Annotated in this window: 15 protein-coding genes and 1 pseudogene; 4 read left to right on the top strand and 12 right to left on the bottom strand. The window is 29.7% G+C overall.

Features of this window, described 5'->3' with window-relative positions:
• Positions 1-2 precede the first annotated feature (2 nt).
• Positions 3-545, bottom strand: a pseudogene (locus BQ7400_RS00475) (ABC transporter ATP-binding protein); the annotation flags it as partial.
• Positions 546-669: 124 nt separating this feature from the next.
• Between BQ7400_RS00475 and BQ7400_RS10900 the strand changes: the two are divergent.
• Together BQ7400_RS10900 and BQ7400_RS10535 are read left to right on the top strand one after the other, a co-directional pair.
• Positions 670-957, top strand: a complete 288-nt coding sequence (locus BQ7400_RS10900; protein ID WP_072469090.1) for a transposase family protein — start codon at positions 670-672, stop codon at positions 955-957.
• Positions 899-1,228, top strand: a complete 330-nt coding sequence (locus tag BQ7400_RS10535) for a transposase (protein ID WP_072469089.1) — start codon at positions 899-901, stop codon at positions 1,226-1,228. The genes BQ7400_RS10900 and BQ7400_RS10535 overlap by 59 nt, the downstream gene beginning before the upstream one ends.
• Here the strand turns inward: BQ7400_RS10535 and BQ7400_RS00460 are convergent.
• The 3 genes from BQ7400_RS00460 to BQ7400_RS00450 all read right to left on the bottom strand — a co-directional run bounded on the left by BQ7400_RS00460 (position 1,194) and on the right by BQ7400_RS00450 (position 4,900).
• Positions 1,194-2,471, bottom strand: coding sequence for an ATP-binding cassette domain-containing protein (locus tag BQ7400_RS00460; protein WP_083553224.1), 1,278 nt, complete (start codon positions 2,469-2,471; stop codon positions 1,194-1,196). The two genes, BQ7400_RS10535 and BQ7400_RS00460, sit on opposite strands and share 35 nt — an antisense overlap.
• Before the next feature lies 1 nt (position 2,472).
• Positions 2,473-4,173 (bottom strand): ABC transporter ATP-binding protein, encoded by a 1,701-nt coding sequence (locus tag BQ7400_RS00455; RefSeq protein ID WP_072469088.1) that lies wholly within the window; start codon positions 4,171-4,173, stop codon positions 2,473-2,475.
• An 88-nt stretch (positions 4,174-4,261) separates the two neighbouring features.
• The gene (locus BQ7400_RS00450) at positions 4,262-4,900 is read right to left on the bottom strand and encodes a TetR/AcrR family transcriptional regulator (protein WP_019118521.1); all 639 of its coding nucleotides are present in this window, start codon (positions 4,898-4,900) and stop codon (positions 4,262-4,264) included.
• A 295-nt stretch (positions 4,901-5,195) separates the two neighbouring features.
• Here BQ7400_RS00450 and BQ7400_RS00445 point away from each other — a divergent pair, with 295 nt between their 5' ends.
• Both BQ7400_RS00445 and BQ7400_RS00440 read left to right on the top strand, forming a co-directional pair.
• Positions 5,196-5,552, top strand: coding sequence for a plasmid mobilization protein (locus BQ7400_RS00445; protein ID WP_000370325.1), 357 nt, complete (start codon positions 5,196-5,198; stop codon positions 5,550-5,552).
• A gap of 1 nt (position 5,553) precedes the next feature.
• Entirely contained in the window at positions 5,554-6,885 is a 1,332-nt protein-coding gene (locus tag BQ7400_RS00440; RefSeq protein ID WP_072469087.1) for a relaxase/mobilization nuclease domain-containing protein, read from the top strand.
• A 146-nt stretch (positions 6,886-7,031) separates the two neighbouring features.
• On the opposite strand, the gene BQ7400_RS00435 is transcribed toward BQ7400_RS00440, so the two are convergent.
• The 8 genes from BQ7400_RS00435 to BQ7400_RS00400 all read right to left on the bottom strand — a co-directional run bounded on the left by BQ7400_RS00435 (position 7,032) and on the right by BQ7400_RS00400 (position 13,929).
• The gene (locus tag BQ7400_RS00435; RefSeq protein ID WP_004812176.1) at positions 7,032-7,553 is read right to left on the bottom strand and encodes a VanZ family protein; all 522 of its coding nucleotides are present in this window, start codon (positions 7,551-7,553) and stop codon (positions 7,032-7,034) included.
• A gap of 27 nt (positions 7,554-7,580) precedes the next feature.
• Entirely contained in the window at positions 7,581-8,216 is a 636-nt protein-coding gene (locus tag BQ7400_RS10740; protein ID WP_245759410.1) for an ATP-binding cassette domain-containing protein, read from the bottom strand.
• Between the two features lie 95 nt (positions 8,217-8,311).
• Positions 8,312-8,722 carry an ABC transporter transmembrane domain-containing protein gene (locus BQ7400_RS10735; RefSeq protein WP_236587200.1) on the bottom strand — a complete coding sequence of 137 codons (411 nt, stop codon included), beginning with the start codon at positions 8,720-8,722 and terminating at the stop codon, positions 8,312-8,314.
• A 314-nt stretch (positions 8,723-9,036) separates the two neighbouring features.
• A complete protein-coding gene (locus tag BQ7400_RS00420; protein ID WP_180371930.1) occupies positions 9,037-10,191 on the bottom strand; it encodes an ISL3 family transposase in 1,155 nt (384 codons plus the stop codon).
• Positions 10,192-10,284: 93 nt separating this feature from the next.
• The gene (locus tag BQ7400_RS00415) at positions 10,285-11,340 is read right to left on the bottom strand and encodes an ABC transporter permease (protein WP_245759393.1); all 1,056 of its coding nucleotides are present in this window, start codon (positions 11,338-11,340) and stop codon (positions 10,285-10,287) included.
• 169 nt (positions 11,341-11,509) lie between these two features.
• Positions 11,510-11,800 (bottom strand): hypothetical protein, encoded by a 291-nt coding sequence (locus tag BQ7400_RS00410; protein WP_004818854.1) that lies wholly within the window; start codon positions 11,798-11,800, stop codon positions 11,510-11,512.
• Positions 11,766-13,040 (bottom strand): ABC transporter permease, encoded by a 1,275-nt coding sequence (locus tag BQ7400_RS00405; protein ID WP_072469084.1) that lies wholly within the window; start codon positions 13,038-13,040, stop codon positions 11,766-11,768. The genes BQ7400_RS00410 and BQ7400_RS00405 overlap by 35 nt, the downstream gene beginning before the upstream one ends.
• Position 13,041: 1 nt before the next feature.
• Complete coding sequence (locus tag BQ7400_RS00400; protein ID WP_012797171.1) at positions 13,042-13,929, bottom strand: ABC transporter ATP-binding protein; 888 nt, start codon at positions 13,927-13,929, stop codon at positions 13,042-13,044.
• Positions 13,930-13,937 lie beyond the last annotated feature (8 nt).

The following is a 13,937-nucleotide window of genomic DNA, read 5'->3' as shown; positions in this document are numbered from 1 at the left end:
CCTTATTTAATTTTCCAATTTTCAGCTTTTTCTCTGATTTTAATGAAATCAGAATATATACCTTCTTCTTTAATTAATTCATCATGTTCACCTTTTTGAACAATTTGACCCTTTTCTAAGACGATGATTTGATCAGCGTTTTTTATGGTATTTAATTTATGGGCTATCATAATCACCGTCTTCTCTTTCATTAATGAGTTAATCGCAATTTGTAATTTGTCCTCATTTTCTGGATCAACATTTGCAGTTGCCTCATCTAAAATTATAATTGGTGCATCTTTAATAATTGCTCTTGCTATTGATATTCTTTGTTTCTCACCTCCCGAAAGATTAGCACCCCCTTCTCCTATTACTGTGTCATATCCCTTTGGCAAAGCCATAATAAAATCATGACACGCAGCTTTTTTTGCAGCATTTATGACTTCCTCATGACTTGCATTAGGATTTCCAAATTTTATATTGTTTTCAATAGTATCATTAAATAGATATACTGATTGAAAGACTATGGAGATATTATCCATCAATTCTTCTAAACTAATATCTTTTGGTTCTATAATAAATGTTGGGGTCCCCCTAGACTCCAACATTTATTTTTTGCCATAAAAAATGCACTTATCTCTTTTTTCCTTTACAATAAAGTTACCACAACAAAATGAAAGGGTGAGATAAGTGCAAAACTATACTAACACAAATCTATTGAATTTAAAAGGTGTCTCTATTGACGAGGTGGTCTCTTTTGATGATCACATTGATGTAAAACTCCATTCTTTATACAAGGAGGGACTTTGTCCTGTTTGTGGGCATAAGACCTCTCGCATCCATGATTATCGTCTGCAAAGGATCCAACATACGCCCATTGGCTTGCGGAAGGTCTTTCTTTTTCTTCGGAAGAAGNCTAATGCTTTGGCAAGACAAGGAAATCAAAGAAGCTTATCTCTTAAAAGAACGCTTTTATGACGTCTTAGATGCCTCCAGCAAAGAAGAAGCAAGACAGGCCTTAGACAAGTGGCTGTGGGTTGCTAAAGAAAGTGGATTAAAGGAATTTAAAGCCAGTATTCGGGCCTATGAAAACTGGAAAGAAGAAATCCTAAACGCCTTTTCCACAGGCATCACCAATGGACAAACAGAAGGCTTTAACAACAAAATCAAAGTGATTAAACGGGTTTCCTATGGGTATCGGAATTTTGAGAACTTTAAGAGTCGCATTTTAATGGTCTTTCGAGCATAAGAAAGGGGCGAGAATGAATCTCACCCCAACATTTGACAAAGAGCCTATCTTTTATATTTACTCCACCTATTGTAATATCTCCACTATCTACATCCCAAAATCTAGCAATGAGCTTTGATAGGGTTGTTTTCCCAGCTCCTGATGGTCCTATAAATGCCACAGTAGTTTTTTCAGGAATTTTAAAAGATACCTTATCGATTATTTTTTTATTTCCATAGGAAAAAGAAACATTATTAAATTCAATATTTCTTTTACTTGTTAACTTTAGACCAGACTTCGATTTCATCTCACTAAGCGACATAATATCATCAACTTTATCAATAGAACTTGCTACTATTCTTAGCTCTGACATTGAAGATCCTGCCTCCTGAATCTGAGAAAATATCATATAAGACATAATCAATGTCATCAAAGAGTTTGTTAAATTCATAGTTTGATCAAAATAAAATCTAATAGCCAAATACATCAATATAAATGATGCAACATTTAAAATTAGAGAAGAAAAAATTGTAAAAGGAGTAAATCTTCTCTCTACTTCTAAATTAGTTTTTTTACTCTCAAAAATAGCATCTCTTGTGTTTTTATCTCCCTTACCCGTTAAATTAAATGATTTAATAACAGGCATGGCTTGTATATGTTCTAAAACTCTATCAGATAAATTAATTTGGGCATTGGCTCTTTTGGGAGCAACTTTAGCTGAAACTTTTTGCATTCTATCACTAACATAAAGGTATATTAATGTTGCTATTGCAACTACAATCCCAATTCTAATATCAAAAATAAAAACCATGATAGTAAAAACAAAGGCTGTTAAAAATCCAGTAAGCATGGTTATGAGAATTGAAGGAACAGTGTTTTCTGTTTCGCTTAGCCCTGTTGTTAATATCCCTGAAATATTTTCCATTTTTGAATTATTTAGTAAACCCATTGGAATTTTTTTCAACTTATCTGTCATTTTAATTCTTGCATTTGCAACCATAAAATAACCTGCATGAGTTTGTCTTAACTGTGCGTAATAATTTGTTATCATTCGTCCAAATATAGATGCAAGAATAATAGCAAAAGACATTAAGGATGTTCTTAATTTTTCTCCATTATTTACAATACTTAACAAAATAAAATAAACGGCTCCCATTTGCAAAACATAAAAGAATGCATGAATTACTGATATAACTAAAGATTTATTTAAGTTTGACTTCTCCTTAGCTGAAAACCTCCAAATTTTACTTAAGGTTTCTAACATATTAATCCTCCTTTCCTATACTTGTTTTCCAAAGCTTCTTATAAGTCTCTGAAGAATTTAGAAGATCTTCATGCTTACCAGAGTCTTCAATTTTTCCATTATTTACTACAAAAATCTTATCCGAATCTTTTATTGTATATAATCTGTGTGCAATCACGATTACAGTTTTATTTTTAATTAATTCATTTAAAGAATTTTGAATTAAATATTCATTTTCTGGATCCATATAGGCCGTTGCTTCATCAAATATAACTATAGGGGCGTTTTTTAGCATTGCTCTAGCTATAACGATTCGCTGCCTTTCGCCTCCAGAAAGACTTTCTCCCTGTTTTCCAACCCTAGTTTCATATGCATTTTCCAAATGAGATATAAATTCATGACAGCCAGCTTTTTTTGATATCTCCTCAACTTCTTTATCGCTCGCCTTAGGGTCACCCATTCTTATATTTTCCCTTATAGTATCATCAAATAAAAAGTTGTCTTGGGACACAAAAGAAACCTGATCATAAAGTTCTTCTAAAGGAATGTTTTCATAAGGAATATCGCCCATCTTAATCACACCCTTCTTTACATCCCAAAATCCTGCAATTAATTTTGCAATAGTAGATTTTCCACCACCTGACAAACCTACAAAAGCATTTTTAGTTCCTTCTTTTATTTGTAAGGAAATATCTGATAAAATTTCTTGACCATCTTCGTACTCGAAACTCACATTATTAAGCTCTATATCATGATTTTTAATAACAATTTTTTCTTCACTGTGAATTTGCTCAGTCGCATTAAGAACAGACTCCACATTTTCTACTAAAGTGCCTACTTGAGCTCCTATAGTTGTAAATCTCATCATAGTATTTAGTAATCCTTGTAAGGAAAAGGATAAAATTATGGAAAGTAGATATCCTGTTAAGGATAAAGATCCATTCTTATAAAAGATATATCCCAATGGAAGTATAGCTAGAAGAGTAGTTGGGGTGATTGCTTTTGACATTGACATTCCAAATTGAGTTTTTGTCATCCAGTCATAATAATATTTAGCATTAGCATAAACTTTGTCGGTGATTTTTTTATAAGTTTTATCCGTCTGATTATATGACCTTATCACTTCTAACCCATTTACGTATTCTACAAGAGAAGAATTCATTTCTCCTCCGATTTTCATCGCACCAGCAAAATTATCTCCATAAGATTTAAAAACACTTGCCATAAAAAACATACCTATTGGAAATGATACGAGGGATAAGAGTCCCATTCTCCAGTCTACAAACAAAAGATATAAAAATACAAAAACAGGACCTAGTAAATTTGCTGTCATTTCAGGGAACATGTGAGCAAGTGGACTCTCCATACTTTCTACCTGATCAACTATTTTTTGCTTAAAAGCTCCACTTGGAGTTTCGCTTATTGTTCCAAGAGAAAGTTTAGGAAGTTTCTCTATCATTTTTATCCTAATATCAGCAAGTATAGAAAAAGTAGCCTTGTGGGAAATAGATAGAGACCATGCATATAATAAAGTTTTTAAAGCATAACCTAGTAGTCCAGTTAAACACCATAAGATATAGTAATTTTTATCAGTATCATTTGATATAAGTCCTTCAGCAATTTTTCCTCCACTTATAAAGGGAAGTATTCCAAAAATAACTCCAAGACTTGCGAGTAGCACTGACAGATTTAAACTTGACCTATGATTGTTCGCCAATTTCATTAGTTTTTTTAATTGATTTTCTTTTTTTCAAAATTTCCACCTCCATAAAAAGATAACTTAGTTATCATATTTTTAAAAAAATTAAGGATTATAATCCCCTAATCTTTTTCCAACCATCATTAAAAAATCCCGCTATAATCTTTGCATTATGAACTGCTTCTTCCTTACTATTAGAATGTACTACTAATTCTGATAGTGCATAAATGTAAGCATGGTTTATAAGATGTAGTCCCTCATCAGTAATAACGCTCCTATATCCATTCTTATAAATTAGATTTAAAATTTTTTTATGATTTTCATCTTCAAATCCTATAATTTCATCAATAAAGTTCTCGTATTTTGTACCATATGAAGAAAAAATCAAAAGCTCAAAAATATCTTTATTATCATAAAAGAAAGATACGGACTTTACAGATGCTTCTTCTTTCATTTTCAGTATTTCTAATAACTTATTTTTACTTAACTCTTCATCAGATTCATAAGTTTTAAGACTTTTGTCTTCATAATTTTTATAAATATCAAGAATCTGACTTGCAAAAGGTTCTACCAAATTTGTAAACAAATTTTCCTTATCATCAAAATGACGGTAAAAAGCTCCTGTAGTTACCCCAGCTTCTTTGCAAATCTTTCTTAAGTTAGATTTCTCATAACCATCTTTTAAAAAGTTTTTTATACCACTTTCTAAAATTTTGCTATGAGTAGCATCATACCCACTTAAACTCAACACTCATTCACCTTCTTCCTACTACAAAACCTAACCATGATAACTTAGTTATCATTATATATACTCATCTTCTTTTTGTCAATACGAACAGTAGAAAATCATACTTAAGTATGATATAATTATTAATAATTAAATATACGCTTAACGCTTATAACTTTAATAGCAAGCACAGTAAGTGAGTACCCACTTACGAAAAATTGATGAAGCAGAACCTTTATGGACTGCTTCTTTTTTTATCAATTTTACCTTGTTAGGGAGAACCCTAAGACCCCAATAATTTATGATAAGGAGATATACTATGGATAATAGAAAAAGAAATAATCAACTAAAAATATATTTAACAGATGAAGAGAAAGAAATCTTTGAAAAGAAAATGAAACTTGCTAATTGTAAAACTATGTCCCACTTTCTTAGAAAATGCGTATTAGAAAAAGAGATTTATGTAGTAGATTTAGAACCATTTAGAAACCTACAATGGCTACTTTCGAATGCAACAAATAACATAAACCAGATTGCAAAAGCTACTAATACAACTGGTGTAATTTACAAGAATGAAATTGAATCGATGAATAAACAGATAGAAAAATTATCAAGAGAAATATGGCAGATTCATTCCCTACTTCTTAATAAATCAAAAGAAAGTTCTGGTGATTAGTATGGCAATTACAAAAATACATCCTATAAAATCAACTCTAAATTTGGCAATAGATTATATAACTAAGAGTGAAAAAACTGATGAAAAAATCTTAGTAACTTCATTCAAATGTCATCCATCTACTGCCCACATTCAATTTATGAAAACACGAGAAGATAATGATACTAAGGGTACAGTTTTGGCTAGACATTTAATCCAATCTTTTCTACCAGGGGAGGTTGATCCTATAAAAGCTCACGAGATAGGAATGGAATTATGTAAGAAAATTTTAAAAGAAGATTATGAATTTGTGCTTGCAACTCATATAGATAGAGGGCATATCCATAACCATGTTATTTTCAATAATGTTAATTACAAGACTGGTAAATGCTACCAATCTAACAAAAAATCTTACCACAAAATTAGGTATCAAAGTGACGAGTTATGTAAAGAAAATAAGCTTTCAGTCATTGATGAATACTATGAAGCTTACAAAAGAAAATATAAAACTGCTGGTAAATCTTGGTACGAATATGACCAAAACAAGAAAGGAAATTCTTGGAAATCTAAACTACAATTTGATATAGATAGAATGATTAATAAATCTAAATCTTTGGAAGAGTTTTTAGAAAATATGAAGTCTCTTGATTATGAAATTAAGTTTGGTAAACATATTGCTTTTCGTCATAAAGATAAGCAAAGATTTACAAGAGCAAAGACTATCGGAGAAGATTATACTGAGGAAAAAATTAAAGAAAGAATAGATTTAGCTATAAAAAACAAAGCTAATCCTATTAAAAAAAGAGTAGGAAATGTCATTGATATATCTACTAATAAAAAAGCTCAATCATCTAAAGGTTACGAAGTTTGGGCAAGAAAACATAATATCAAAACAATGGCTGATTCAATAATTAAACTTAGAGAACAAGGAATTAATTCAATCACTCAACTCGATGATCTAATCAAAAAATCTGCTGATGATAGACAAGACTTGTTAGATAAAATAAAGAAAATTGAAACTGAGATGAAGAGTTTATCTCAAGATATGGAAAATATAAATACTATAAATAAGTATCGTGAAATCTACAAATACCACAAGAAAAATCCTGAGGATAAGCAATTTGCAGAAGAATATTATAGTGAACTTTCCGTCTACAAAATAGCCGCTAAAGGAATCTTAGAAAGCTATAAAAAACTACCAAATACAAAAGAAATACTATCAAAGCTCGATAAATTGCAAGAAAAAAAGAACACCCTTATGCAAGAGTATTCTTTGAATAAAGAACAATTTTATGACCTTGTTCAGTATAGGAAAAACTATGAAAATTATTATGGGAAGGAAGTGGAGAGATAAAAAGCTATGAAAGAGTAAACGATAACTCTGTGTATTTGCATTAAAGGGTATTATAATATTTATTGTTAAGTATAAGAATTTAAGAGTCAAGTCCATAATATTGTGTAAATTAAACTAGTACAATATTATGGACTTGACTAAATTTTTTAAATACCATTATATTTTAAAAAAACAATTAATACTAAACTTATAAAAATAGCACTAATAAAAGCTATCCAAAAAATAAATTTATCTACTTTAAACTTAGATTTAAATTTTTTTAAAGCTAAATTATATATTCCCACGCCCAATACACCACCTAATGTATTATTAATTATATCAGTTATATCAAATACTCCAATTGACAATGCGTACTGTAAAAACTCTATAGCTAAACTAAAGAAAAATACAAAAAGAATACTTTTTAAATTGTTTTTACGAAATAAAATAGATCTAATCATAATTCCCAAAGGTAAAAAAATGAGTATATTTGATACCATCTCATCAAAAATAACTTTAATATTAACTGTATTGTCATAATAAAATGGTAGTAAATTTATTTGTCGCTCAATCAATAAATTATTGATTGAAAATGTCATTTTAAATACTACAATAAAGATTAACCAAATTATATAGTATACAGTTAGCACTTTCATCCCAACTGAAATATATTGATTTTTCAATTTCATAATTAATTCCCCTTCAATCTATTAAAGTCACTTAAATTCCTTATTATACATTAACTTATATCTATTACAGTTTTCAATTAAATCATCGTGACTCCCATCACCTACTATTTTTCCATTATCCATCACAATAATTCTATCAGAATTCATCGCACATCTTATCCTATGGGTGATATATATAATAATCTTATCATTCAAATTATTTAAAATATTATCAAATATGATTTTTTCAGAAATTATGTCTAATGACGAGCTTGGCTCATCAAATAACAATAGACTTGATTTTCTATACATAGTTCGTGCTATTGCAATTTTTTGCCATTGTCCGCCTGAAAGTTCCTGCCCATTTTCAAACCAATTACCTACTACTTTATTAATATTATATTTACCATCATTTTTTAAAAATTTTGCATCAGCACTATTTAATGCTGTTAGAATCGAAAAGTCGTCTTCATTTCTATCAATTTGCCCTAATATAATATTCTCTTTTATTGTCCCCTCATATTTCAAATAATCTTGAAATAATGAACTAATCTGTATTCTATAAGATTCTATTTCAATATCATCAAATTTCATCCCATTAATTAAAAACACACCTGAATCTGGACTATATAATCCAGCTAAAATTTTTAGAAGTGTACTTTTTCCTGAACCATTTTCCCCAATTATTGCAATGGATTCTCCTTTTTTTATCTTTAAAGAAATGTCTTGCAGAGCTAAACTATTATCATCATAAGAAAAGCTTATATTAGATAACGATATTACATTAATGTAGCATCTTGCTCTATTCTGTTCAAAATATCGTAAGTTTTATTATCTTCAAGTTTTTTTAAAGGCAAATCAGCACATTTTCCCATTACTTTCCTCATAGAAGAATAAGTAACTTCATTACTTAACCTTTGTAAATAGTAGTTTTTAATATTATCTACTATTACAGATATAAATTGTAAAGATAAATATATAAGTATAAGTATTATAATATTATCAAATCTAGTGGAATGAATTTGAATTATATTAATTATTGTTTGTCCTAATTTAAGAACTAAAAACGGAAAAACACCACTTACAATTGACAATATTATAGTAATCGCAAAAGAATTTTTATCTACTTCATAAATCATCTTGAATGCTATTTTTATACATTCAAGATGATTTATTTTATCCTTACCCATATATTTATCCTCTACTTCCCATTAAAATATTTATTGCTCTATTTTGTTATATGATTTTATACTTAGCAATAAATACAGAGCAATATTAATTAAAGCCATTATTACTAGAAACTTTGGAATCCATAAAATTTTACCTGGCAACTTAACAAATTCAAATTTTTGATACTGTTCAATTAAGCTATTTTCTGCAGTACCTAATCCCAAAGACGGCAAAAAATAAAATATTGATTTAAACAATTTTTTTCCATACAATAATGATGGAATAAAAAGGCTCTTTGTCAAATGTTGGGGTGAGATTCATTCTCGCCCCTTCTTTATGCCCGAAAGACCATTAAAATGCGACTCTTAAAGTTCTCAAAATTCCGATACCCATAGGAAACCCGTTTAATCACTTTGATTTTGTTGTTAAAGCCTTCTGTTTGTCCATTGGTGATGCCTGTGGAAAAGGCGTTTAGGATTTCTTCTTTCCAGTTTTCATAGGCCCGAATACTGGCTTTAAATTCCTTTAATTCACTTTCTTTGGCTGTCCAGATCCACTTGTCTAAGGCCTGTCTTGCTTCTTCTTTGCTGGAGGCATCTAAGACGTCATAAAAGCGTTCTTTTAAGAAATAAGCTTCTTTGATTTCCTTGTCTTGCCAAAGCATTAGTTCCAGCTTTTCTTTTTCTTCGGGGCTTAGCCGACTGCCTTTTTTCCGTAGGATGGACTTGGACCGTTTAAAGTAGAGACGATACTTTGCATCCCTTGTCTTTTGTCGTGTCTTGCGGACATTCTCTAAGGCCCAAAAGACTTGTCTGGCAAAATGAAACTTATCCGCAATGAAGGTTGCCTGAGGGAAGAATTCCTTTAAGACGGCGTAGAAAAGATGACTCATATCCATAACCACATACTTCACCCTTCTTCGTTCTTCCTTGGGAAAAGAAGAAAAGTAGTCCATTAAAGCCTTCTTTCGTCGAGAGGGTAAAATATCCAGTACCTGGTGATGGATTGGATCCACTAAAATACATTGGTATTTATCCCCACCAGCATTTCCCTTAAACTCATCCATACTTAAGACCCGAGGAAGATTTGGCCGCCTCCTTGGAGCCAACTTTAGATAGCTTGTGAGACAAGAGGAAGATAAACCCAAGTCCTTGGCAATAGAAGATAAAGACCGGACCTGTTTTAATTGGTCTTGGATAAAGAAGTGGAGATCCTTAGTCCGTCTAGAATAAGGAGCTAAGAAATCCAAAGACTCATAAAAGCGCTTCTGACAATGAGGACAAACAAAGCGCTTCTTCCGAAGAAAAAGAAAGACCTTCCGCAAGCCAATAGGCGTGTGTTGGATCCTTTGCAGACGATAATCATGGATGCGAGAGGTCTTATGACCACAAACAGGACAAAGTCCCTCCTTGTATAAAGAATGGAGTTTTACATCAATGTGATCATCAAAAGAGACCACCTCGTCAATAGAGACACCTTTTAAATTCAATAGATTTGTGTTAGTATAGTTTTGCACTTATCTCACCCTTTCATTTTGTTGTGGTAACTTTATTGTAAAGGAAAAAAGAGATAAGTGCATTTTTTATAGCAAAAAATAAATGTTGGAGTCTAGGGGGACCCCAACATTTATTATAGAACCAATAAAAAATAAAACACTCGATATGGCTGATGAAACCATAGAAACTTTTGAATTTATAGCGACAAATATTGACATCATTGAACTTGCAATAGTAAATAATATACTTAACAAAAATACACTTAATATAACTTTACCTATAGTTAAATTAGATATTGACAGTTGATTAAATAGTAACATTTGAAAAGATGAATCTAAACCATTAGTATAAAGATATTTAATAGTTCCATAATAAATAGATATATTTAATATCAAATAAAGCGATATAATACTTGCTAAGGCAAGTATCTTGCTGCAAATATATTTATTTCTTCCATTTCTAGTTGTTCTAAAAATTGAATCTAGGTAATTTTCTTTATCTTCAACAATGCATTGTGATGAAATCAATATACAAATTAGTGATAATACCGTTATAAAAATATTTACGAAAAATAGTATATCTTCACTAAAATATCCTCCATAATAAAATGGTTTATTTACCTCTTTATATTTTTCTAGAGCAAATTCTGTTATCTTGTCATTGTCATATTTCTGTTTTATGTCCCTTTCCAATGCATCATAACAACTTTGATAAAAATTTAAATCTTTTTCTGTATCAAGTTCGTTTACATCAAGTAAACTTCCAGATGTTGTAATTGTATATGGGTATGTTATTACTCTTAATATAGGATCAAATTTCGATATATTTTTTTTAGCATCCTCTGATAAGTTTTCTCTACTGTTTACATTTTCATTATTTAATATTTCTTTATAAGATTTTACTACTTTAGTTATTTTTTCTTCTGTCAAATAACCTTCAGAGGCTTTATTATCCTCATTAAAATGATCTATAGCCTCTTTTCCAAAATAGGTAATTGTATCACCAGAACTTATATCATCATATTGTACACTTCTATAAGTAATAAATGATATCAAAAAAGTAAAAAATAAACCCACGACCAAAAAAACTCTTACTGATTTTTTAGATAAAAATCTTTTTAGTTCCTGTAAATATATGTTCATAATCTATACCTCCCCTACAGCTTTGACAAAGCAAACTAGTCTTATTATTTATAATTAATATAGAAGCCCACAAAATATAGACTAAAATTTCTATATAGTGTGAGCCTCTATGATTCATCATTAATATGATGCTCTAAGAGTTTTTAAAGCGCGAACTCTGTTACCAGTTCTATATTCTCCTTATTTTATTTTTTTCATCCCACGATAAAATTGGATCATAATAATCTTTTAAAATCATTCTTTCTTCATAAGATTGTGGTCTTGTATATATGCTTTCATGTGGTCCATAATCTATGGAAGATGTTAATATGTTTATATTCTTAGGCAACCAATCGCATTCATTTAAATAAACTTGTATCTTATCATACTTATCCTCATAATCAGGTCCTTCGATTACCATGTTTAAGGTAATGTTTTCTTTATTATTATATTTTTCTGCTTCTAGGGTTATTAAGTCCATAATTACCTCCAATTTTTGAATACATCATTACTACTAAACTTGGTAAAATAATAATATATATTACAGCTGATATCATTATAAGACTTGATGAACTCATCCAATTTCCAAAAACATTTACAAAATTAAAATCAGCTATTTGATTTTGTAATGAATTGAGTAGTCCTACTCCTGAAGATGGAAAAATATAGTTTATAGCACTAATCATACCAATAGGAGAAATTATTGTTGGAAATACTGCTAATAAAATTGATTTCATTATGGATTCAACTTTTCTTTTACTTAATACAGAAATAATTAGTGTAGCAAGAATGGTTGAAATCAATATGATACTATTACAAATAAGCATATATTTATTAAACTGTCCAAAGTTCCAATTATGCAAACTTAAAGCACTAAACATCATCTGAACAGAAGTCTTTTTATACTCTGTTCCAAAAGCATAGTCTAATATAGAGCCTTGTATGAAGTTTCCTAAAAGTAAAATTACTGTTGAAATCGTAAGTACTGCCAGGATTTTATAGATGGCAAACTTTCTTCTGCCATATTTAGTTGTTTTAAATATATAATCTAAATCATTCTCACTATCTGACGAGAATATTGGAGCTGCTACTACAACCATTAAAATTATAATTATCGTATTATAAAATCCTCTATAATCATTTGCATCTGTACTATAATATCCATAATATTCATATGGAGTCTTTATTTTACTCAGTGCTTTTTCAGATTTTTCTATAATTTGATTCTGAGCTTTATTAGGATATTCATTTTCAATTACTTTATTTAGATAATCAAATACTTTATTGTAAAAATATTTGGTATCATTGATATCTATGCTTAAAACTGGAGGAAGGTTATTACTTTGAGAATCAGTGAATACTTCATTTACTTTCTTACTTATATGTTCTATAGGCATAAGCTTCTTTGTATTAATTTCAGGTTTTAATTCAGACCTATCAGTAACATTATATTCTCTTAGTATTTCTCTATATTTTTTTGTGCCATTATAAATTAAATCTTCTGTTATCTTTCCTGAATAAGGCTCTTTAGCTTTTTTAATATATTCTATTGCTTCTTTTCCTTTTAAATTTTTTACTTGATCTCCTTCTCCATAGGTAATTTTTGTAAAATTAATTGGAGCTATGGAAAGCAATATAGCAAGTAGTAATGAAAACAATATTATAATTTGATTTGATCTTATTGATAAAATCCTCTTTATCTCATTTAAGTAAATTTTCATTTTAATTCACCTTAAAACTTCTATCTTCTGGAAAGACCCATAAATAGAAGTCTTCTAGATGAGCTTTTGTTAATTTAGAATTATTTAAAACATCATCTTTATCTGATATGTATCTAATGAGTACGTTTCCATCATCTTGTTGTTTTACATTAACAACATTCAATTGTGTTTCTTTTTCTGCGTATTCTCTATTTGATATAGATGCTTCGTATACCTTATTCTTAATTTTAGATATCAGTTCATCAGTTGTTCCAGAATATACAAATTTACCATCTTTCATAATTAAATTTGATGTTGATATATATTCAATATCAGAGACTATATGAGTCGAAAGCAAAACTATTTTATTTTTTGATATTTCCGTGATAAAATTTCTTAATTTTATTCTCTCACCAGGATCAAGTCCTGCTGTTGGTTCATCTAAAATTAATATTTTAGGATCATTTAAAATAGCTTGACATATTCCTACTCTCCTTCTCATTCCTCCTGAAAGCTTTACTACTTTTTTGTACTTGACATCAGATAAGTTTAATACTTCTAGGAGTTTATCAATCATTTCTTCTGTTTTGCTCTTGTCTATACCTTTTAAAGCAGCTACATATTGTAAAAATGAATTTACAGTAAACTCTGGAGCACAAATAAATTCTTGAGGTAAAAACCCTAACAAATTCCTATATTCTTCTCCTAATTTGTTGATTCTTTCCCCATTATATAAAATTTCGCCTTGACTCGGTGTACTAATTCCAGTGATCATTTTTATTAAAGTTGTTTTCCCAGCACCATTTGCACCTAAGAGTCCCCAAACACCTGGACATAACGTAGCTGATGCATTATCAACCGCTAATTTATCTTTAAATTTCTTACTTACGTTTTTAATCTCTAATTCCACTAAACTAC

It is taken from the genome of Urinicoccus massiliensis (genome assembly GCF_900120405.1).
Classification (GTDB): domain Bacteria; phylum Bacillota; class Clostridia; order Tissierellales; family Peptoniphilaceae; genus Urinicoccus; species Urinicoccus massiliensis.
Note: the sequence above shows the minus strand (reverse complement) of the source record. Positions and strands in the feature narration are given on the sequence as shown.

Excerpts from the sequence above, each read along its gene's own strand:
- BQ7400_RS10535 (WP_072469089.1), top strand. The coding sequence starts at position 899 with ATGCTTTGGCAAGACAAGGAAATCAAAGAAGCTTATCTCTTAAAAGAA.
- BQ7400_RS00460 (WP_083553224.1), bottom strand. The coding sequence starts at position 2,471 with ATGTTAGAAACCTTAAGTAAAATTTGGAGGTTTTCAGCTAAGGAGAAG.
- BQ7400_RS00455 (WP_072469088.1), bottom strand. The coding sequence starts at position 4,173 with ATGAAATTGGCGAACAATCATAGGTCAAGTTTAAATCTGTCAGTGCTA.
- BQ7400_RS00445 (WP_000370325.1), top strand. The coding sequence starts at position 5,196 with ATGGATAATAGAAAAAGAAATAATCAACTAAAAATATATTTAACAGAT.
- BQ7400_RS00440 (WP_072469087.1), top strand. The coding sequence starts at position 5,554 with ATGGCAATTACAAAAATACATCCTATAAAATCAACTCTAAATTTGGCA.
- BQ7400_RS00435 (WP_004812176.1), bottom strand. The coding sequence starts at position 7,553 with ATGAAATTGAAAAATCAATATATTTCAGTTGGGATGAAAGTGCTAACT.
- BQ7400_RS10735 (WP_236587200.1), bottom strand. The coding sequence starts at position 8,722 with ATGGGTAAGGATAAAATAAATCATCTTGAATGTATAAAAATAGCATTC.
- BQ7400_RS00415 (WP_245759393.1), bottom strand. The coding sequence starts at position 11,340 with ATGAACATATATTTACAGGAACTAAAAAGATTTTTATCTAAAAAATCA.
- BQ7400_RS00410 (WP_004818854.1), bottom strand. The coding sequence starts at position 11,800 with ATGGACTTAATAACCCTAGAAGCAGAAAAATATAATAATAAAGAAAAC.
- BQ7400_RS00405 (WP_072469084.1), bottom strand. The coding sequence starts at position 13,040 with ATGAAAATTTACTTAAATGAGATAAAGAGGATTTTATCAATAAGATCA.